General features: G+C 71.6%; 15 protein-coding genes. 7 read left to right on the top strand and 8 right to left on the bottom strand.

What is annotated here, in order from left to right; all coding sequences use genetic code 11:
• Window positions 1-30 precede the first annotated feature (30 nt).
• From MLY01S_RS01475 to MLY01S_RS01460, 4 genes are all read right to left on the bottom strand, one after another.
• Entirely contained in the window at window positions 31-384 is a 354-nt protein-coding gene (locus MLY01S_RS01475; RefSeq protein WP_067188633.1) for a hypothetical protein, read from the bottom strand.
• 22 nt (window positions 385-406) lie between these two features.
• A complete protein-coding gene (gene sucB, locus MLY01S_RS01470) occupies window positions 407-2254 on the bottom strand; it encodes a 2-oxoglutarate dehydrogenase, E2 component, dihydrolipoamide succinyltransferase (RefSeq protein WP_067188631.1) in 1848 nt (615 codons plus the stop codon).
• Between the two features lie 99 nt (window positions 2255-2353).
• Window positions 2354-3733: a dihydrolipoyl dehydrogenase gene (gene lpdA / locus MLY01S_RS01465; RefSeq protein WP_067188629.1), complete on the bottom strand. Its 1380-nt coding sequence runs from the start codon at window positions 3731-3733 to the stop codon at window positions 2354-2356.
• Window positions 3734-3851: 118 nt separating this feature from the next.
• Entirely contained in the window at window positions 3852-5399 is a 1548-nt protein-coding gene (locus MLY01S_RS01460; protein ID WP_067188628.1) for a leucyl aminopeptidase, read from the bottom strand.
• A 263-nt stretch (window positions 5400-5662) separates the two neighbouring features.
• Here MLY01S_RS01460 and MLY01S_RS01455 point away from each other — a divergent pair, with 263 nt between their 5' ends.
• The 4 genes from MLY01S_RS01455 (at window position 5663) to MLY01S_RS01440 (ending at window position 10332) form a co-directional block, all read left to right on the top strand.
• Window positions 5663-6625, top strand: a complete 963-nt coding sequence (locus tag MLY01S_RS01455) for a PAC2 family protein (protein ID WP_067188626.1) — start codon at window positions 5663-5665, stop codon at window positions 6623-6625.
• 50 nt (window positions 6626-6675) lie between these two features.
• The gene (locus tag MLY01S_RS01450; RefSeq protein ID WP_067188624.1) at window positions 6676-7746 is read left to right on the top strand and encodes a DUF4192 family protein; all 1071 of its coding nucleotides are present in this window, start codon (window positions 6676-6678) and stop codon (window positions 7744-7746) included.
• 152 nt (window positions 7747-7898) lie between these two features.
• Window positions 7899-9623 carry an RNA polymerase sigma factor gene (locus tag MLY01S_RS01445; RefSeq protein WP_373279958.1) on the top strand — a complete coding sequence of 575 codons (1725 nt, stop codon included), beginning with the start codon at window positions 7899-7901 and terminating at the stop codon, window positions 9621-9623.
• Between the two features lie 130 nt (window positions 9624-9753).
• Entirely contained in the window at window positions 9754-10332 is a 579-nt protein-coding gene (locus MLY01S_RS01440) for a GNAT family N-acetyltransferase (protein ID WP_067188620.1), read from the top strand.
• A gap of 188 nt (window positions 10333-10520) precedes the next feature.
• Here MLY01S_RS01440 and MLY01S_RS01435 read toward each other — a convergent pair whose 3' ends face one another.
• Window positions 10521-10742, bottom strand: coding sequence for a DUF7455 domain-containing protein (locus tag MLY01S_RS01435; RefSeq protein WP_067188618.1), 222 nt, complete (start codon window positions 10740-10742; stop codon window positions 10521-10523).
• A gap of 213 nt (window positions 10743-10955) precedes the next feature.
• Here MLY01S_RS01435 and MLY01S_RS01430 point away from each other — a divergent pair, with 213 nt between their 5' ends.
• Both MLY01S_RS01430 and MLY01S_RS01425 read left to right on the top strand, forming a co-directional pair.
• On the top strand, window positions 10956-13061 hold the full coding sequence (locus MLY01S_RS01430) for a DNA gyrase/topoisomerase IV subunit B (protein WP_067188616.1): 2106 nt from the start codon (window positions 10956-10958) through the stop codon (window positions 13059-13061).
• A 51-nt stretch (window positions 13062-13112) separates the two neighbouring features.
• A complete protein-coding gene (locus MLY01S_RS01425; protein ID WP_143745234.1) occupies window positions 13113-13520 on the top strand; it encodes a hypothetical protein in 408 nt (135 codons plus the stop codon).
• A 53-nt stretch (window positions 13521-13573) separates the two neighbouring features.
• On the opposite strand, the gene MLY01S_RS01420 is transcribed toward MLY01S_RS01425, so the two are convergent.
• Window positions 13574-13939, bottom strand: coding sequence for a VOC family protein (locus MLY01S_RS01420; protein ID WP_067188612.1), 366 nt, complete (start codon window positions 13937-13939; stop codon window positions 13574-13576).
• Window positions 13940-14026: 87 nt separating this feature from the next.
• On the opposite strand from MLY01S_RS01420, the gene MLY01S_RS01415 reads away from it, so the two are divergent.
• Entirely contained in the window at window positions 14027-15055 is a 1029-nt protein-coding gene (locus tag MLY01S_RS01415) for a helix-turn-helix transcriptional regulator (protein WP_082739506.1), read from the top strand.
• On the opposite strand, the gene MLY01S_RS01410 is transcribed toward MLY01S_RS01415, so the two are convergent.
• Together MLY01S_RS01410 and MLY01S_RS01405 are read right to left on the bottom strand one after the other, a co-directional pair.
• Window positions 15040-16104, bottom strand: coding sequence for an NAD-dependent epimerase/dehydratase family protein (locus MLY01S_RS01410; RefSeq protein WP_067188610.1), 1065 nt, complete (start codon window positions 16102-16104; stop codon window positions 15040-15042). The two genes, MLY01S_RS01415 and MLY01S_RS01410, sit on opposite strands and share 16 nt — an antisense overlap.
• Window positions 16104-19121, bottom strand: a complete 3018-nt coding sequence (locus tag MLY01S_RS01405; RefSeq protein ID WP_306301685.1) for an alpha/beta fold hydrolase — start codon at window positions 19119-19121, stop codon at window positions 16104-16106. The genes MLY01S_RS01410 and MLY01S_RS01405 overlap by 1 nt, the downstream gene beginning before the upstream one ends.
• Between the last annotated feature and the right edge of the window lie 6 nt (window positions 19122-19127).

Genomic DNA, 19127 nt, shown 5'->3' with positions numbered 1-19127 from the left:
CCTGCTGCTGACGGCGTGTGCCGCCGACGATCAGATGAAGACCGCCACCAGGATGTTGATCAGCGCCATGCCGCCGACGGCGTGGGCGAGGCCCGTGCCGACCGACTCACCGGAATTGATCTTGCGGCGTCCGATCAGGGCCGCCACGAAGACGATCACTCCGACGAGCAGCTTGATGCCGAGCTTCATGTGGTTCGCATCTCCCACGATCGAGACGATCGCGGCCAGAGCGATGCCGGAGACCAGCATGCCGATCGCACCCCACCACTGCGAGGTGGTGACGGTCGGACGCTTGAAGTTGGCGAACCAGCCTCCCAACACCGCTGCCACCGAGATGAAGTGGAGGGCGAGGAAGATCAGGCGGAGGACGTCGGTGAAGTCCATGGTGTGCGGGGGATTCCTTTCGTCAGAGACCCAGCTCGTGACCGAACTCGCCCGCCTCGAGACGCTGGCGCAGCGTCATCAGGAAGCGGCCGGCGTCCGCGCCGTCCACCAGACGGTGGTCGTAGGTCAGGGACAGGTACATCATGTGGCGGATGCCGATCGAGTCGTTGCCGTCGGCGTCGGTGACCACCATCGGACGCTTCACGATCGCACCGGTGCCGAGGATGGCCACCTGCGGCTGGTTGATGATCGGGGTGTCGAACAGGGCACCGACCGAGCCGATGTTGGTGATCGAGAAGGTGCCGCCGGACAGCTCGTCCGCACCGATCTTGTTGGTGCGGGCACGGTCCGCCACATCGGCGATCTTCTGCGCGAGGCCCGAGAGGTTCAGCGAGCCGGCGTCCTTGATCACCGGGACGAGCAGGCCCCTGTCGGTGTCGACGGCGATCGCCAGGTCCTCGGAGGCGTGGTAGGTGATTTCCTTGTTGTCCTCGGAGAACGAGGCGTTGAGCTTCGGGTGCTGCTTCAGCGCCTCGGCCACGGCCTGGGCGATGAACGGCAGGTAGGTGAGCTTCACGCCGTTGCGCTCCTGGAAGGAGGCCTTGGCCTGGGCACGCAGGTTCACGATGCGGGTGAGGTCGACCTCGTGCACCTGGGTGAGCTGCGTGGACAGGTCCAGGGACTCGCGCATGCGCTGGGCGATGACCTGGCGGATGCGCGGGGCCTTCTCCGTGTTGCCGCGGACCGACGGGTCCACGGAGGACTCGGCGGCGGCGGCCGGAGCGGAGGCGGCAGCGGCCGGGGCCTGGGTCTCGGCGGCCGTCTTCTCGGTGCCGGAGGCAGCTTCGCCCGCGGCCAGGGAGGCGGCCAGCACGTCCTGCTTGCGGATGCGACCGCCCACACCGGTGCCGCGCACGGTGGACAGGTCCACGTTGTGCTGCTTGGCCAGGCGACGCACCAGCGGAGTGACGTAGCCCTGGCCCGGCTCGGAGGCCGTCGGGGTGTCGGCGTCCTGACGCTCGCGGTCGGCGCGCTTGGCGTCCTCCTCGGACGCCGAGGTCTCCTCGGGCTTGGCGCCGCCCTTGTCCTGGCCGGCGTCCTCGTCCGCGGCTTCCTCGACCGCCTCCTCGGTCTTCTCGGGAGCTTCGGCCTGGGTGGCCTTCTCCTCGATCTGTTCGGCCGAGGCGTCGGACTCGTCCTCGGTGTCCGCGTCGTCGGTGGAGCCGCCGTCGGAGTCGGAGGAGCCGGAGCCGTCGCCGACCAGGGCCAGGACGGCGCCGACCTCGACGGTCTCGTCCTCCTCGGCCTTGATCTCGACCAGGGTGCCGGCGACCGGGGACGGGATCTCGGTGTCGACCTTGTCGGTGGAGACCTCGAGCAGCGGCTCGTCGACCTCGACCTCGTCACCGACCTCCTTGAGCCAGCGGCTGATGGTGCCCTCGGTGACGGACTCGCCCAGGGCCGGGAGAGTGACCTCGGTGGTCTCGCCGGAGGAGGAGCCCTTGTCGGCCTTGACCTCCTCCTTCTCCTCGGAGTCGTCGGAGTCGTCCGACTCGTCGGCGGCAGCGGCCTCGGAGGCGTCCTCCTCGGCCTCGGCGTCGTCGTCGGAGTCGTCGGACGCGCCGCCGCCCTCGCCGTCGCCGATGGTGGCGAGCGGGGCGCCGACCTCCACGGTGTCGTCCTCCTCGACGAGGATCTCCTCGAGGACGCCGGCGACCGGGGACGGGATCTCGGTGTCGACCTTGTCGGTGGACACCTCCACGAGCGGCTCGTCGACGGCGACCTCGTCACCGACCTCCTTGAGCCAGCGGGACACGGTGCCCTCGGTCACGGATTCGCCGAGTGCGGGAAGGTTCACGGTTTCGGACATGTGGCCGATTCTCCTCACGGACGGACGACCGTCGTCGCAGTCGTCGGGTGGTCTGTCCGGCCCGCGGGGACGCGGGTCGGGATGTCTGGGTGGATGGGGTCAGCCGTGCAGCGGGTGGCCGAACAGGGCCATGGCGGCCTCGCCCAGCGACTCGTTCTGGGTCGGGTGGGCGTGGACGAAGGCCGCCACGTCCTCCGGGTAGGCCTCCCAGTTCACGATGAGCTGCGCCTCGCCGATCTGCTCGGAGATGCGCTTGCCGATGCCGTGCACGCCGACGATCGGGCCGTTCTTCTGGCGGACCATCTTGATGATGCCGCCGGTGCCGAGGATGGAGGACTTGCCGTTGCCGGCCAGGTTGTACTCGGTGATCTCGACGTTGTCCTTGCCGTACTTCTCCTCGGCCTTCGGCTGGGTGAGGCCGACGGACATGATCTCCGGCTCGGTGAAGGTGACCTTCGGGATGTTGACGTCCTCGACGACCATGGGGTTGTTGCCGGCGATCTCCTCGGCGACGAAGATGCCCTGCTGGTAGCCGCGGTGGGCGAGCTGCAGGCCCGGGACGATGTCGCCGACGGCGTAGATGTTGCCGACGCCGGTGTGGAGGCGCTCGTCGGTCAGGACGAACCCGCGGTCCATCTTGATGCCCTGATCCTCGTAGCCCATGCCCTCGGTGTTCGGACCGCGGCCCACGGCGACGAGGCAGACCTCGGCGGTGAACTCCTTGCCGTCGGCGAGGGTCACCTTGACGCCGTCCTCGGTCTCCTCGACCTTGTCGAAGAAGGTGCCGAGGTTGGTCTTGATGCCCTTCTTCTTGAACTCGCGCTCGAGGACCTTGATGATGGCCGGGTCCTCGTTCGGGACGAGGTGCTCGAGGCCCTCGATGACGGTGACCTCGACGCCGAAGGAGTTCCACAGGGAGGCGAACTCGGAGCCGATGACGCCGCCGCCCAGGACGATGGCGGACTTCGGGGTGTAGTCGAGCTCCAGGGCCTCGGTGGAGGTCATGATCTTCTTGGAGATCGGCAGGCCCATGGTCTTGGAGACGGAGCCGGAGGCCAGGACGATGTTCTCGCCCTTGTAGCGGGTGCCGTCGACCTCGATCTCGTTCTCGGAGACGAGCTTGCCCTCGCCCTCGATGACCTGGATCTTGCGCATCTTCATCAGGCCGGACAGGCCCTTGTGCTTGCCGGCGACGATGCCGTCCTTGTAGTCGCGGACGGCGGACATGTCGACCGACTCGAGGGTGGCCTTGACGCCGAACTTCTCGGCGTGGCGGGTCTCATCGGCGACCTCCGCGGCGTGCAGGTAAGCCTTGGTGGGGATGCAGCCCGTGTGGAGGCAGGTGCCGCCGAGCTTGGCCTTCTCGACGAGACCGACGGTCTTGCCGTACTGGACGGAACGCAGCGCGGCTGCGTAGCCGGCGGAACCACCGCCGAGGACGAGGACGTCGAATTCCTGAGCGGATGCCTTGTCGGCCACGATGGAGCTCCTTGGGTGCTGGATCGATCGCTGATTGCTGTCCGGATGCCGACCGAGCCGCGGCGACGCCCGTGGTGTCGGCGCCGCCGCAGGTCCGGTGCGGACGGTCGTGTCTACCTTACCCGGCGCGGCCCGCGATGAAACCAATCAGGGTGCGGACCATCGTGCCGGTGGCGTCCTTCGGGGTGTAGCCGTACGGGGCAGACTCGTTGAACGAGGGGCCGGCGATGTCCAGGTGTGCCCACGGGGTGGGGGACTCGGCGCGCTCGGACTCGTCGCGGGAGGCGTCCACGAAGTCACGCAGGAACGCGGCGGCGGACATCATGCCGCCGAAGCGGTCACCCACGTTGGAGATGTCTGCCACGCGGGAGTCCAGCGAGGCGCGCAGGTTCTCCGGGATCGGCATGGCCCAGGCGGTCTCGCCCACGCGGCCGGCGGTGGCGACGAGCTCGTCACGGATCTCGTCGTCGCCCATGATGCCGGTGGTGCGGGTGCCCAGCGCGATCATCTGGGCGCCGGTGAGGGTCGCGATGTCCATGACGACATCCGGGGTCTCCTCGGTGGCGGCGACGATGGCGTCGGCCATGACCAGGCGGCCCTCGGCGTCGGTGTTCATGACCTCGACGGTCTTGCCGCCGTACATGGTCAGGACGTCGGACGGGCGGATCGCGGTGTCCGAGGGCATGTTCTCGGCGAGGGCGAGCCAGCCGGTGACCTTGACCTTCAGGCCGAGGCGGGCGGCGGCGCGCACGACGGCGAACACGGAGGCCGCGCCGCCCATGTCCGACTTCATGGTGGTCATGGACGTCGCCGGCTTCAGGGAGATGCCCCCGGTGTCGAAGGTGATGCCCTTGCCCACGATGGCGACGTGGGCCGCGGCGTCAGCAGGGGCGTGCTCGATGCGCACGAGGCGCGGCAGGCGCGAGGATCCCTGGCCTACGCCCATGATGCCGCCGAAGCCCTCGGCAAGCAGCTGCTTGTCGTCCCAGACCTTGACGGAGACGCCCGAGCCGGCGAGGTCCTCCTCCACGGTCTTCGCGAAGGTCTCCGGGTAGAGGTGCGACGGCGGGGTGTTGATGAGGTCGCGGGTGGCGCACACGGCGTCGGCGATGTGCCCGGCGCGCTCGAGGACGGCCTCGGCGTCGGCGGCCTCGGTCACGAAGGACAGGGCGGAGACCGGGGCGGAGCGGCGGGCGGCCTCGGTGTCCTTGGTGGACTTGTGGGCGGTGAAGGCGTAGGAGCCCATGCCGGCGCCCTCGGCGACGGCGGCGAGACGCTCGGCCGTGTCGGCCGGCAGGCCCACGGCGACCTTCTCGGTGCCGGCGAGGGCGCGGACCGCGGCGCCGGCGGCGCGGCGCAGGGCCTCCTCGGTCGGCTCGGCGTCCTCCACCGAGCCGACGCCGGTGAGCACGACCAGCTCGACGGGGCAGCCCTCCACGCCCGGCACGCGGACGACCTCGTCCGCCTTGCCCGAGACGCCCAGCGGCTCCAGCAGGGACTGGAGTCTCTCCGCCGCGTCGGCCGGCAGGGGGTTGGCCAGCAGCTCGGCGCCGTCGGCGCCGGTGCCCACGCCGATCACGAGGGCAGCGGCGTCGGTGCCCTCGAGCGTGCAGGTGGTCAGGGTCGGACGATCGGTGGTGATCACGTCGTCGGTCCTCGTTTCCATGTCGATGGTTCTGGTCGCGAGCGCGCTGTGCCGGGCACGGGCGGGTCCCGCGGCATGATGCGCGTCACGCCCGATCCTATCGTCGCCTGTTGCGAGCCGTTCGCGGCGGGCGATCGGAGCGGCGCGGCATCGGCGGACGACCCGCATCGTGCGGGGAATGGACCGGCATGCGGCATCGTTGTGGATCGAGGCGGGGCCGACGGCGAGCCGTCTGCGCCGAGATCGAGGAACCGGACCAGGAAGGACCAGGTGAGGCCGCGGCCATGCAGACTCCCGAGACGCTCATGACCCTGCACCCCGGCGTGGAGGTGCCCGAGGGGCTCGACCTTCTGGTCGCCCTCTCCGGGCACATGGACGCCGGACGCGTGGCCCGCCAGCTGCGCGAGGCCGTCCGCGACCGGCTGGAGACCACCCCGGTGGCGGACGTCGACCTGGACGCCGCCTACGACTACCGCGCCCGCCGTCCGCACGTGCGCTTCGAGCGGGACCGCTATCTGGACCTGCAGGTGCCGCGCATCGGCGTGGATCTCGTGAAGGACCTGCTGGGCCATCCGTTCCTCATGCTCTCCGGGCCGGAGCCGGATTTCCGATGGCACGGCTTCGCCGCAGAGGTCCTGGAGCTGGCCGACCGCTGGAGGGTCAACTCGTTCGTCCTCGTCGACTCCGTGCCGATGCCCGTGCCGCACACGCGCCGGGTCGGCGTGACCGCCCATGGCACGCGCACCGACGTCCTGGCGGGCTTGAGCACCTGGTCCGCCGAGGCCGAGATGATGGCCGGGATGCTCCAGCTGCTGGAGACGGCCGCCGAGGAGAAGGGCATCCCGACGGCCGGCTACTCGCTGCACGTGCCGCACTACATCGCCGAGGCGAAGTTCCCCCAGGCGGCGGTCGCGGCCTTCGAGTACGCCGGCGCCGCCATGGGGCTGATGCTCCCCACCGACGAGCTGCGGGACAAGGCACGGGACGTCGAGGCCGAGCTCGAACGGCAGACCGCAGGCTCCGAGGAGATCCAGGCCATGGTGTCCGGTCTTGAACGCACCTTCGACCAGAACGTCGCGGAGCAGGGGCGGTCCCTGCTCGAGACCTCCGAGGGACTCCCCGACGGCGACGAACTCGCCTCGGCCGTGGAGGCGTACCTGCTCGGACGGGAGGGTGGCCCGTCCGCACGCCCCTCCTCTCCTGCACAGGACGACGAGGGCCCGGACCCGTCCACAGACACGCCGTGACGCAAGGGGTCGCGCTGGTCTGAAACGGCACGGCGGTCCAGCGTGACGGCATGGACACCACACAGCACACCGCCACCGTCCCGCACGCCTCGGCCCGCGACGTCGACGACCTGCTCGGCTACATCGGGCACGTCCTGGGCCGACTGCCCCGCTCCAGCCTCTGCTTCATCACCCTCCGGGGGAAGACCATGCGCGCCGTGGCGCGGGTCGACGTCCCCGTCCCCGCCCCGTCGGCAGAGGGGACGCGGCGACGCTGGGCCGAGGCCGTCGCCCGCGCCGTCCGCTCGGACCGCGACGCCGACGGCTGCCTGCTCGTCGTCCATGAGCCCGGCCTGGACGAGTCCGTGCACCGGCCGCTGGCGCCGGTCCTGCGAGCAGTCCTCCAGCGGGCCGGAGTCCCCGTCGTGGCCGCATGGTGCGTGGAGGACGGGGCCGCCGTCGCCTGGACCGGAGAGGGTGAGGACATCGACGTCGGCCAGGACGACGAGCCGCGCCCGATCGGTTCCCCCGAGCTGAGCGCCGTCTCCCTGTCCCTGATGGCGGCGGAGGGGTCGATCTGGAACTCCGGGCCCGGACGCGCAGATGTGCCCACCCCGGCGGCACAGCACGCCCCCTGGCCGCTGCCGGCGGACGACGACGAGGCCTCGATCACCGCCTGGCTCGGACTCTGGGCGCGGATCCTGGCCGGGCGGTCGCGCATCGGCGTGCTGAACCGCAGGCAGGCTGCGGCCCCGCTGGCGCTGCCCCTGTGGCGGGACCGCCTGCTGGGGATGGCCGCCGTCGGGCATGACCACGACGCGGGGCCCGACGCCTGTCCCGTCGACCTCTTCTTCGCCGACTCGGACGAGGCGCCGCGCTGGGACCTGCTCGACCGTCTCCACGACGAGCTGCGGGCCGCCGTCCCGGACCTGCCCGTCGAGCAGGCGGCCAATGCGCTCGCCGTGGTCGGATGGATCGCCTGGGCCCGAGGGCAGGGGTCACGGGCCGGCGCGCACCTCGAGGAGGCATGGCGCCTGCGGCCAGGCCACGGCCTGACCTCCCTGCTCCTCCGTCTGGTCGAGGGCGGGCGCATCGCCGGTTGGGCGTCGAACCCGCGGACCGCCTGGCGACCCGCCGGGTGAGGGCCCGGCCGAGCGCGGGTCTGCGTGGCATAATCGGGCCTCACGGCAGGCCGCGGAGCATTGCCTCACGGCAGGCCGCGGAGCATTTCCGTCCCGAGCGGGAATAGACCGTCAGCAGGCCGTGTTGTGCGCACCGAAGACCCTGGAGTCCGATGCGGTCGCCGGACACGCCGCGGCGCGGTGTGGCCGTCAGGCCTGGACTTGACAGGGTCACGCGCATGTCGGCTCCCTGCGGTCCTCCACCGGGCCGGAGAGGCGACGGTGCGCGCCACTGCAGACACCCGCGGAACGGCCGCGGACCAACCGAAAGGCCACGTGTGACCCCGACGTCGACCACCAGCGGCAAGCAGGACGGTCCGGAGACCACCTCGACCCCCGCCGCGAAGAAGACCACCGCTCGCAAGACCACCGCGGCCAAGAAGTCCGGCACGACGGGCTCGACGACGACCGCTGCGAAGAAGCCTGCGGCGAAGAAGGCCACGGGCACCGGCTCTGCCTCGACCGCGAAGTCCTCGACGGCGAAGAAGACCACCGCCGCGGCGAAGAAGACGACGTCGACCGCGACCAAGAAGGCCTCCACCGCCAAGACCCCCGCGGCGAAGAAGACCACGGGCACCGGCTCTGCCTCGACCGCGAAGTCCTCGACGGCGAAGAAGACCACCGCCGCCGCGAAGAAGACCACCGGCACGGCGGCCGAGAAGGCTCCGGCCGCGAAGACCGCAGCCCGCAGGCCTGCAACGAAGAAGGCCTCGGCCAAGGCCGCCGCGGAGCTCGAGGACCTCCAGCCGACCGCGCCCGACGCCGTCGAGGAGACCGAGGTCGAAGAGCCCCAGTCCGACGAGTCGGCGGCCAAGGAGCAGGCCGGCGTCAAGGGCGACAAGAAGGGTGAGGATGCCGGTTCCTCCGGCGGCTTCGTGGTGGACAACTCGGAGGACGACGCGCCGGTCCAGCAGGTCGTCGTCGCCGGTGCGACCGCTGACCCGGTGAAGGACTACCTGAAGCAGATCGGCAAGGTCGCCCTCCTCAACGCGGAGCAGGAGGTGGACCTCGCGATGCGCATCGAGGCCGGCCTCTACGCCGAGCACAAGATGAAGGAGAACCCGGTCGAGGACTACCGCGAGCGTCGCGACATGCAGCTGATCATCGCGGACGGCCGTCGGGCGAAGAACCACCTGCTCGAGGCGAACCTGCGTCTCGTCGTCTCCCTGGCCAAGCGCTACACCGGCCGCGGCATGCTCTTCCTGGACCTCATCCAGGAGGGCAACCTCGGTCTGATCCGTGCCGTCGAGAAGTTCGACTACACCAAGGGCTTCAAGTTCTCGACCTACGCGACCTGGTGGATCCGTCAGGCCATCACCCGCGCGATGGCGGACCAGGCGCGCACCATCCGCATCCCGGTGCACATGGTGGAGGTCATCAACAAGCTCGCCCGCGTGCAGCGCCAGATGCTCCAGGACCTGGGCCGCGAGCCCACCCCGGAGGAGCTGGCCAAGGAGCTCGACATGACCCCGGAGAAGGTCGTCGAGGTCCAGAAGTACGGCCGCGAGCCGATCTCCCTGCACACTCCGCTCGGTGAGGACGGCGACTCCGAGTTCGGCGACCTCATTGAGGACTCCGAGGCGGTCGTCCCGTCGGATGCCGTGTCCTTCACCCTGCTTCAGGAGCAGCTGCACTCCGTGCTGGACACGCTCTCCGAGCGCGAGGCCGGCGTCGTCGCCATGCGCTTCGGCCTCACCGACGGCCAGCCGAAGACCCTGGACGAGATAGGAAAGGTCTACGGCGTGACGCGGGAGCGCATCCGGCAGATCGAGTCGAAGACCATGTCGAAGCTGCGCCACCCCTCGCGTTCCCAGGTCCTCCGCGACTACCTCGACTGACCCCGCGGCCCCACGACGCCCCTGCCGGCCCCGCCGAGCGGGGCGTCGTCGCAGGCACCCACGCCGCGTCGTCGCAGGCCCCCACCGTTGCCCGCCGCGACCGGCGAGCCCGTCTTCGAGAGGACGCCCGATGTCGGACATCCCCGTTTCCGGCCGACGGCCGGAGGTCACCCTGCCCGAGACCGTCCATCCGGACGCGCCGCTCTCGCTGCGTCTGCTGGACGAGGCGGACTGGGAGTCCTACCGCGAGCTGCGCCTGGAGATGCTCGCGGACGCCCCGGACTACTTCTGGGCAACCCTGGACGACGTCGCCGACTACACGGAGGCCACCTGGCGTGAACGGGTGTCCGGACCGCACACCCACCTCCAGGCACTGGCGGACGGTGTTCCGGTGGGCGCGCTGAGCATCGACTGGGTCGGCTACACCGAGGACATGCTCCTGGACGAGGACACGGTGAACATCGTGTCCGTCTACGTGCGCCCCGGTCACCGCGGCCGCGGCGTCGTCGAGGCGCTGTTCGCGGGGGCGGACGAGGTGATGCGGCAGGCGGGGCGGAGCCGCCAGCTGCTCGAGACGCCGGAGGACAACATCGCGGGGCGTCGCGCCTACGAGCGGCTCGGATTCACGGAGACCGGTCACCGCTCCGCGGACCCCCGCCGGCCCCAGCTCGCGGAAGTCGAATACGGACGCCTGGTCCCGGCCCGCTGACGTGGGCTGGGCGGTGGGCCTGTGAACCTCGTCCTTCGCCCGCGCAACGGGCCCGCCAGAGCATGAGCGACGGCGGGCAGGAGGGCGAACCTCGTCGGCCGGGGACGCGGGCGAACCTCGTCGACCCGGGACGCACTGAGGGCCGGGACCCCGCACTGGAGTCCCGGCCCTCATCTGCGTCCGGCAGGTCAGTCCTCCGGGGTGGGACGCACGGTGAGCTCGTGGGTCTGGTCCTGCCACACCGAGGTCTGCGGACGCAGGACGTCCTCGACGGCCCGGGCGTGGTGGCCGCAGAAGAGCAGCTCGCCGCCGGCGGTGAGGACGGCGCGCACGTAGGCCTGCGCACCGCAACGGTCGCAGCGGTCGGTGGCGTTCAGCGAGGCCGGTTCGGCCACAGCGGTCGTGGACATGGCGTCCTCCTTCGGTCTTCGGTGTCCGGCAGCGGGCGACGGGTCCGTCTCGACGGTCCCGCGGGCGTGCCCGCTCCATCCATCAGAACCACCACTATGGCAGGTCTGTTCCCTCCCGTGGTGTCGCGGCCGCGGTGTTTCGCCGCCCGCGTAGCGGGCTGCCGACGTACCCTGGAAGACGCCCTCGATCCGCAGGAAAGGCAAGATCCCGCCGTGAGCCGCTCAACCGAGTACAACGCCCGCCACCTCTCCGTGTTGGAGGGGCTCGAGGCCGTGCGCAAGCGCCCCGGCATGTACATCGGCTCCACCGACTCCCGCGGCCTGATGCACTGCCTGTGGGAGATCATCGACAACTCGGTGGACGAAGCCCTGGCCGGCTACGGCTCCTCGATCGAGATCACGCTGCACCCGGACGGTTCGGTGGAGGTCGAGGATTCCGGCCGCGGCATCCCCGTGGACGTCGAGCCCCGCACCGGCCTGTCCGGCGTGGAGGTCGTCTTCACCAAGCTGCACGCCGGCGGCAAGTTCGGCGGCGGCTCCTACGCGGCCTCCGGCGGCCTGCACGGCGTGGGCGCCTCGGTGGTGAACGCGCTGTCCTCCCGCCTGGACGTCCACGTCTCGCGCGGCGGCAAGGTGCATCGCATGTCCTTCCGCCGCGGAGTGCCGGGCACCTTCCAGGACGCTTCCCGCCCGAGCCCGGAGGCGCCGTTCGCCGAGAGCACCGAGGTCACCCCGCTCGAGGTCGTCGGCAGGGCCAAGCGCGGTGTCACCGGCACCCGGGTCCGCTACTGGGCGGACGAACAGGTGTTCACTCCGGACGCCCGCTTCTCCGTGGAGGAGCTGCAGGCCCGCGCCCGCCAGACCGCCTACCTGATCCCGGGCCTGCGCATCACGGTGCGGGACCTGCGCCGGCTCAAGGGCACGCCGGGGGAACAGGGCCCGCATGAGGAGGTCTTCCAGTACGACGGCGGCATCGCCGAGTTCGCCGAGCACCTCACCCCGGCCTCGCCCGTCACAGATGTGTGGCGCCTGCAGGGCTCCGGCACGTTCTCCGAGCGCGTCCCCGTGCTGGGCGCGGACGGCCGCACCCAGATGAAGGACGTGGATCGCACCTGCGAGGTGGACGTGGCCCTGCGCTGGGACGTGGGCTACGAGACCACGTTCCGCTCCTTCGTGAACATCATCGCCACCCCCAAGGGCGGCACCCACCAGTCCGGCTTCGAGGCAGCGCTGCTGAAGACCTTCCGCGACCAGGTCGCCGCGAACGCCCGCAAGCTCAAGGCCGGCACCGACAAGCTGGAGAAGGACGACGTCCTCGCCGGACTCACCGCGGTGCTCACCGTGCGCCTGGCCGAGCCGCAGTTCGAGGGCCAGACGAAGGAGGTGCTCGGCACCCCGGCCGTGCGCCGCATCGTCAACAACGTGGTCTCCAAGGAGCTCGCAGCCCTGCTGAAGTCCGGCGCCCGAACCCAGAGGCAGCAGTCCGCCGCGGTGCTGGAGAAAGTCGTGGCGGAGATGAAGTCCCGCATCGCGGCCCGCACCCACAAGGAGAACCAGCGCCGCAAGAACGCGCTCGAGTCCTCCTCCATGCCGTCGAAGCTGGCCGACTGCCGCACCAACGACGTCACCTCCTCCGAGCTGTTCATCGTGGAGGGCGACTCGGCGCTGGGCACCGCGAAGCTGGCCCGCTCCTCGGACTTCCAGGCGCTGCTGCCGATCCGCGGCAAGATCCTCAACGTCCAGAAGGCCTCGGTGGGGGACATGCTCTCCAACGCCGAATGCTCCGCGCTGATCCAGGTGGTCGGCGGCGGTGCCGGCCGCTCCTTCGACCTGGACGCCGCCCGCTACGGCAAGGTCATCCTCATGACCGATGCGGACGTGGACGGCGCCCACATCCGCACCCTGCTGCTCACCCTGTTCTTCCGCTACATGCGGCCGCTGGTGGAGGCAGGCCGCGTCTACGCCGCCGTCCCGCCGCTGCATCGCGTGGAGGTCGTGGCCCGCGGCAAGAAGGAGCGCGAGGTCGTGTACACGTACTCCGAGAAGGAGCTGGCGCAGCTGCTGACCCGCCTCGAGTCGGAGGGCCGCAGCTACAAGGAGCCGATCCAGCGCTACAAGGGCCTGGGCGAGATGGACGCGGACCAGCTGGCGGAGACCACCATGGACCCGCGCCACCGCATGCTGCGCCGCGTGCGCATCAGCGAGTTCGAGGCCGCAGAGAAGGTCTTCGACCTGCTCATGGGCTCCTCCGTGGCACCCCGCAAGGAGTTCATCGTCTCCAACGCGGACGAGCTGGACGCCGAGCGCATCGATGCCTGAGGACGCGGTGCGGTGGACCCGGCGGCCGGTGGGGCCCCTAGGGTGGGGGACATGAGCTTCGCCGCCGTGACAGAGCCTTCCGTGCTCAGACGATTGACGGTCGCCTCCGTGTGCGTCGGCGTCGCGTTGACGAGCGCCGGCCTCCGCGCGCTGGTGGGGGACTGGCCCGCCCTGGCGGGCATGGTGGTGGCGATGGTCGTCGCCGTCGTGGCCCTGCTCCCCGTGCAGCGGCGGTTCAGCGAGCTCCGGGCGGCCGGCGGTTCGGCGTCCCAGGACACGGTGCCCGCCGCGGCCGCGCTCGCCCTGGCGTTCGGGGCGGCCATCGGACCGGCTCTGATCGCGGGACTGCCGGGCGGGACGTTACAGGTCGCGGCGGCCGTGGCGCTGGGCACCGTCGTCGGCGTCCTCTTCCACCGGAGCTACCGTGCAGTGCTGCTCGACTCGCCCGCCGACCGGTGAGGCCGGGCGCCGCCCCGTGACGGGAACGCGGCGCATCAGCCTCCGGCCGCCGGTCAGTCGACGGGGCTGACCCGGATGAGGTTGCCGTCGGGGTCGGCGATCACGAAGGTGCGGCCGAACACCTCGTCGTAGGGCCCTTCGACCACCCGCACGCCCTTGGCGGCCCACCGCCGGTACACCTCGTCGACGGCCGACGCCGGGCCGGGGACCATGAGTCCGACCTCGCTCGTCCGAGGCGTGCCGGCGACCGCGTTCTCGCTGCGGCCGGTCCAGATGGCGAACAGCACTCCCGGGGCCACCTCGAAGGCGACATAGCGGGGGCTGGTGAAGGTCGGTTCGATCTCGAAAAGGTCGCTGTAGAAGGCGGTGGACCGCTCGGCGTCGCTCACGTAGTTCAGGAACAGGTTGGGTGCCGTCATGGTGGCTCCTCGGATCGGTGGTTCAGGAGCCACCATTCGAGCAGGGAAACATGACATCTGCTGTCATGCTTCTGGCAGGATCGGCCTATGAGGTCCTCCCGGCTGCTGTCGATCCTGTTGCTCCTGCAGACACATGAGCGGATGACGAGCGCCGAACTGGCCCGTCGCCTCGAGGTGTCCTCGCGCACCATCCTCCGGGACGTTGTGGCACTGTCGGCCGCGGGTGTGCCCATCCACACGGAACAGGGCCGCGGCGGAGCGATCGTGCTGGACCGCCGGGCACGGCTGGACGTGGCACGCCTCGATCCGGGCGAACTGCAGGTGCTGACCGCGGCCGGCCCGGATGCCGAGCTGCTGAACCAGATCGGACTCAAGGCGCACCAGGTGAGTGCCCAGGAGAAACTGACGGCCGTGGCCCTCCGGGGACGGGCGCCCGAGACGACACCGCTGTCCGAGGTCCTGCTCATCGACCCCACCGGGTGGTTCACCGCGGGGCAGGAGCAAGACCTGAGCGATCTTCTCACCGCCGCGCGCCGGCGACGACGCATCCGCCTGCGTTACCGCCGCAGCGGTCAGGCCGACGGGACCTGGCTCACCGCGGATCCGTACGGCCTCGCGAACAAGGCTGGCGCGTGGTACCTCGTGGCCGACGTCGGCGGCGCGCCCCGCATGTTCCATGCCGGCCGCATCGACCGGTACGAGGCCCTCACGGACGACGCGGTGCTGCGCCCCGGCAGCGATCTGCGATCGGTCTGGCACGAGCTGGTCACCGGACTCTCACCGACCCCCGGCGTCGAGGTGCAGGCGATGCTGCGCTCGACCCGTCTGGACCTGGCGCGGCGGATCCTCGGAACCCGGCTGGTCGCCGCGGGTGTCCCGGAGGAAGGCTGGACCCCGATCACCGTCCACTATTCGGATGTGGAATCGGTGCGTCAGCTGCTCCAGTTCGGCGACCACATCCGCCTCCTCAGTCCTCCCGGGGCGATCGAGCGCTTCCGTGAGATCGCCGCGCAGATCGTGCAGGCACACGCCGGCGGCGTGACCGACCCGCGGCCCAGCGCCGGCGGTAGGACGCGGCCGGGACGGCCCGGCGCGGAGGGTCAGCGCTCGGCGTAGTGCTCGGCGACGCGTTCGAGGCCCTCGTCGATGCTCACCCGGGGACGCCAGTCCAGGACCTCGCGGGTCCGGCGCTGGTCGAACCAGTGGGAGGTGGACAGTTGCTCGGCGAGGAACTCGGTGAGCGGCGGTTCGCCGTCGGCGGTGGCACGGCGCATGCCGAAGAGGTTCCGCTCCCACGCGCGCTCGACGAGGGCGCCGGCGCGGCGGGCCACGCCCGCGGGCAGGCGCAGGCGGGGCGGGGCGGCACCGCCGGCCATGGCGATGCGGGTGATGAGCTCGCCCACCGGGCGCGGCTCCCCGTTGGTGACCACGAGGGACTCGCCGTGCGTGTGGTCCGCGGCGGTCACGGCGGCCAGGACGGCCTCGACGGCGTTCCAGGTGTAGAGGGTGTCGACGAGGGCGGCGCCGGAGCCGAGCACCGGCATGCGGCCGGCGCGGGCCCGCTGCACGATGCGGTCGGTCAGCTGCATGTCTCCGGGACCCCACATCAGGTGCGGGCGCAGGGCGAGCACGTGGAAGGACGGCGAGTCGGCGGACAGCGCGATCAGCTCGCCGGCGGCCTTGGTGCGGGCATAGGGTCCTCGCGCGGCGGCCGGGTCGGCCGGGCCGGCCCCCTCACCGACGATCGAGCTGCCGGCGTGCGCCACGGACGGGGAGGAGATGTGCACCATGCGGCTGACGCCGGCGTCCCTGGCGGCCTCCACCACGTACTGGGTGCCGGCGACGTTGACGAGCTCGAACTCCTCCTCGCGGCCGGACACCGAGACCTTGGCGGCCACGTGCACGACCGTGTCCACGCCGTCCATGGCGCGGGCGACCGCCTCGGGGTCCGCCACGGAGCCGCGGACGTCCTCGGCGCCCTCGACGCCGGAGGGGCGGCGCTGGAGGGTGACGACCTCGGAGCCGGAGGCGAGCAGCGCCCGTGCCACGCCCTGGCCCAGGATGCCGGAGGCGCCGGTGACGAGGACGCGGTGCGCCTCAGGCTGTTCGAAGACCTGAGGAGTGCCCAGCGCGTCGAGCTCGACCTCGAATCCCATGCGTGACATCAGGGATGGCCCACCTTTCCGCCGGCCAGCACGTGCTCGGCCCACCGGGCCATGCGGGCACGGTCGATCTTGGAGTTGTGTCGGATGTCCGTGGGGATGGCCTCCGTGACGAGGACGGCGGAGACGGCCAGTGGCGCCACGGCCGCACGGACCTGGGTCGCCAGCTCGGCGGGGGCCAGACCCGGCTTCGGGCGGCCGTCCCGCAGGTGACCGGCACGCTTCTCCGGACGGGTCGCAGGCTTCGCCGCCTCCACGCAGACCACCAGCGCCTGGGTGCCGGCGGGGCCCACGCCGACGACCGCGCAGCGGTCGACCGGGCCGAGGGCGTCGATGGCGGCCTCCGGGCCCACCGGGGCGACCGGGCCGTGAGGGGTGGACACGACGTGCTGCAGACGGCCCTCGATCCAGAGGCGCCCCTCGGCGTCGACGTGGCCGACGTCGTTGGTGCGGTGCCACACGCGCCCGCCGCCGCCGAACAGGCTGTCCCGCTTGGACTGCTGGTCCGTGTACCAGAGGGCGTCGTAGCGCTCCTTCAGATGCGGCGCCGAGACGACGACCTCGCCCAGCACGCCCCAGCCGGACTCGCGGTCCAGGATGACCTCCTCCGCGGAGCCGTCCTCCAGCAGCGGGGCGATCGCGACCTCCACGGTCTCGATGGGGGTGCCGACGCACACGCCGGCGTCCTTGGCGTGCACGAGCTCCTGGACGGTGTCCGCGTCGATGTCCGTGAGCAGCAGGCCCTCGGTCATGCCGTAGGGGGAGTGGACCTGCGCGTTCGGCACGAGCGCGGTCACCTGGCGCATCAGGGACGGTGGGACGGGGGCCCCGGCGGAGAGGACCAGACGGATCCGGTCGAGGACGGCGTGCCCGGCCTCGTCCAGCTCGTCGGCCGTGGCCACGACGTTGCGCAGTGCGGCGGGGGAGGCGAACAGCACGGTGGACTGGCCTGCCTCTGCGGCTTCGGCGAGGCCGCGGGCCGTCAGCGTGGCCGGCTTGGTGACGTCCATGTCCGGGGACACGGAGGTGGCGCCCAGGGCAGGGCCCAGCAGCGCGAACGGCGCGAACCCGGCGAGCAGGGACGAGCCCGGCTCGATGCCGAGCGTGCGGCGGATGCGCCGCACCAGGTGGCCCAGGCGGCCGTGGGTGTAGACGACGCCCTTGGCCGGACCGGTGGAGCCGGAGGTGAACAGGACGGCGGCCTCCTGGTGCTCCTCGGGGACCGGCAGCATCTGGCCCTGCTCGTCCACCGGGCCGACGCGGTGCGGGTCGCGGTGGCGCTCCACCATGGCGTAGAGGCTGTCCTCCACGTTCAGCAGGGAGCGCTGGGCGGCCCCCAGCGTGGCCACGGAGAAGCGGGTGCCCGGCCAGGACTGCGCCCGGGCGAGGGTGAGGCCGGGGGTCTGACCGATGATCCACTTCGGGCGGGCGGACTTCATGGCCCGGGTCATGCCCTTGATGCCCAGGCCCTGGTCCGCGACGACGGCCACGGCGCCCAGGCGCAGCACGGCGTAGAGGGCGGCGGTGAGGTCCCGGCCCGGCGGCACGAGCATGGAGACGCGGTCCCCCGGGCGGACCCCCGCGGCCCACAGGCCGGTGGCGATCGCCGAGACCATCTCCTGCAGCTCGCCCCAGCTCACGGCCACGGGGCGGCGCTTCCGGCGCACGATCGCTCGGGAGCTGGCGGCGCCGGTCATGTCCACCAGGGCGGTGGCGTCGCGGTTGTAGGCCTCCGGCGCGCCCCATTCCTCCAGCTGGTCCCACAGGCGACGGCGTCCGGAGGACGAGGAGGCGGGCTGCGCCGGGGCGGCGGGGACGTCCTGGCCGGAGGGTGCGGTGCCGTCGTCGTCCTCCTCACCGGCTGAGACGTGGGACTCGAGGTCCTCCAGGTGCAGGGACGTGGTGGACGGGTGCGCCTCGTAGCGCAGCTCGGGCTCCGGCAGGGACACGGGCAGGCCCGATCCCGGGGAGGAGAGCATGCCGGTGTCCAGGAGCTCCAGCCACGTGAGGACGGGTCCGGTCAGGTCCCGGTCCTCGACGAGCAGGTGGCCGGCCTCCTCGTAGCGGTGCACACGGGCGGCCGGAAGGCGGTCGCGCAGGTCGTCGAGATAGCGGTCGAGGAAGACGGGGTCGTCTGCGCCCCACAGGATCAGGGCGGGAACGTCGGCGGCGCCCAGGGCGGACACGCCTGCGGAGACCTCCTGCAGCGCGGGGTGGGAGCCGTGGTCGGCGGTGGCGGGGATGTCCGCCACGAAGCCGCCCACACCGCCGCGGCGGTCCGCAGAGGTGTACGGCAGGTGATAGGCGGCGCGCACCGCGCGGGACAGCTGCGGGCTGGCCAGGGACGTGGTGACGGAGACGAACGCGTCCGTGGCCACGGTCGAGTTGGCCAGCAGGGGGCCGGCGAGGGCGGCCTGCAGCGGCACCGGGATGGGGGCGCCCTCCGGCTGGTGGACGGCGGTGTTCAGCGTCATCACACCGGACAGCAGCTCGGCGTGGCGGCCGGCCCAGCCCAGGGAGACGACGCCGCCCCAGTCGTGGCCGATCGTCACGAGGCGGTGGCCGGCGGCCACGAGGCCGGGCAGCTCCAGGGCGTCGGTGATCGCGGTGAGGTCGTCCAGGCGGGCGGCGAGGCCGCGGTAGTCCGAGTCGGCGGTGCCCATCGTCTCCGGGCGGGGCATCTGCGCGTGGGGAAGGCGCTCGGAGAAGCCCATGTCCAGCTGGTCCGGGGCGATCATGCGCCAGGCGGTGCCGCCGGCGCGGGCCTGGTCCACGGTGGCGCGCATGAGCGAGCGCCACAGGTAGGACCAGGTCGGGTTGCCGTGGACGGCGAGGATGGTGCCGTGCACCTCCACGCCCATCGCGGCCAGGGCCGGGCCGGTGTCCGCGATGTGGAAGGTCCGGACGGTGCCGGCCGGGTCCGCGGGGGACTGGACCGTGAGCAGGCGGGACCACTGCGGGTCCCACCCGGGCATCCTGTCGATCGGGGGGATGGTCGCTGCGGCTGCGGGGATGCTCACGGCGTG

The organism is Micrococcus lylae NBRC 15355, from assembly GCF_001570885.1.
In the GTDB taxonomy this organism is placed as follows: Bacteria; Actinomycetota; Actinomycetes; order Actinomycetales; family Micrococcaceae; genus Micrococcus; species Micrococcus lylae.
This window is presented reverse-complemented; position numbering and strand designations above follow the sequence as displayed.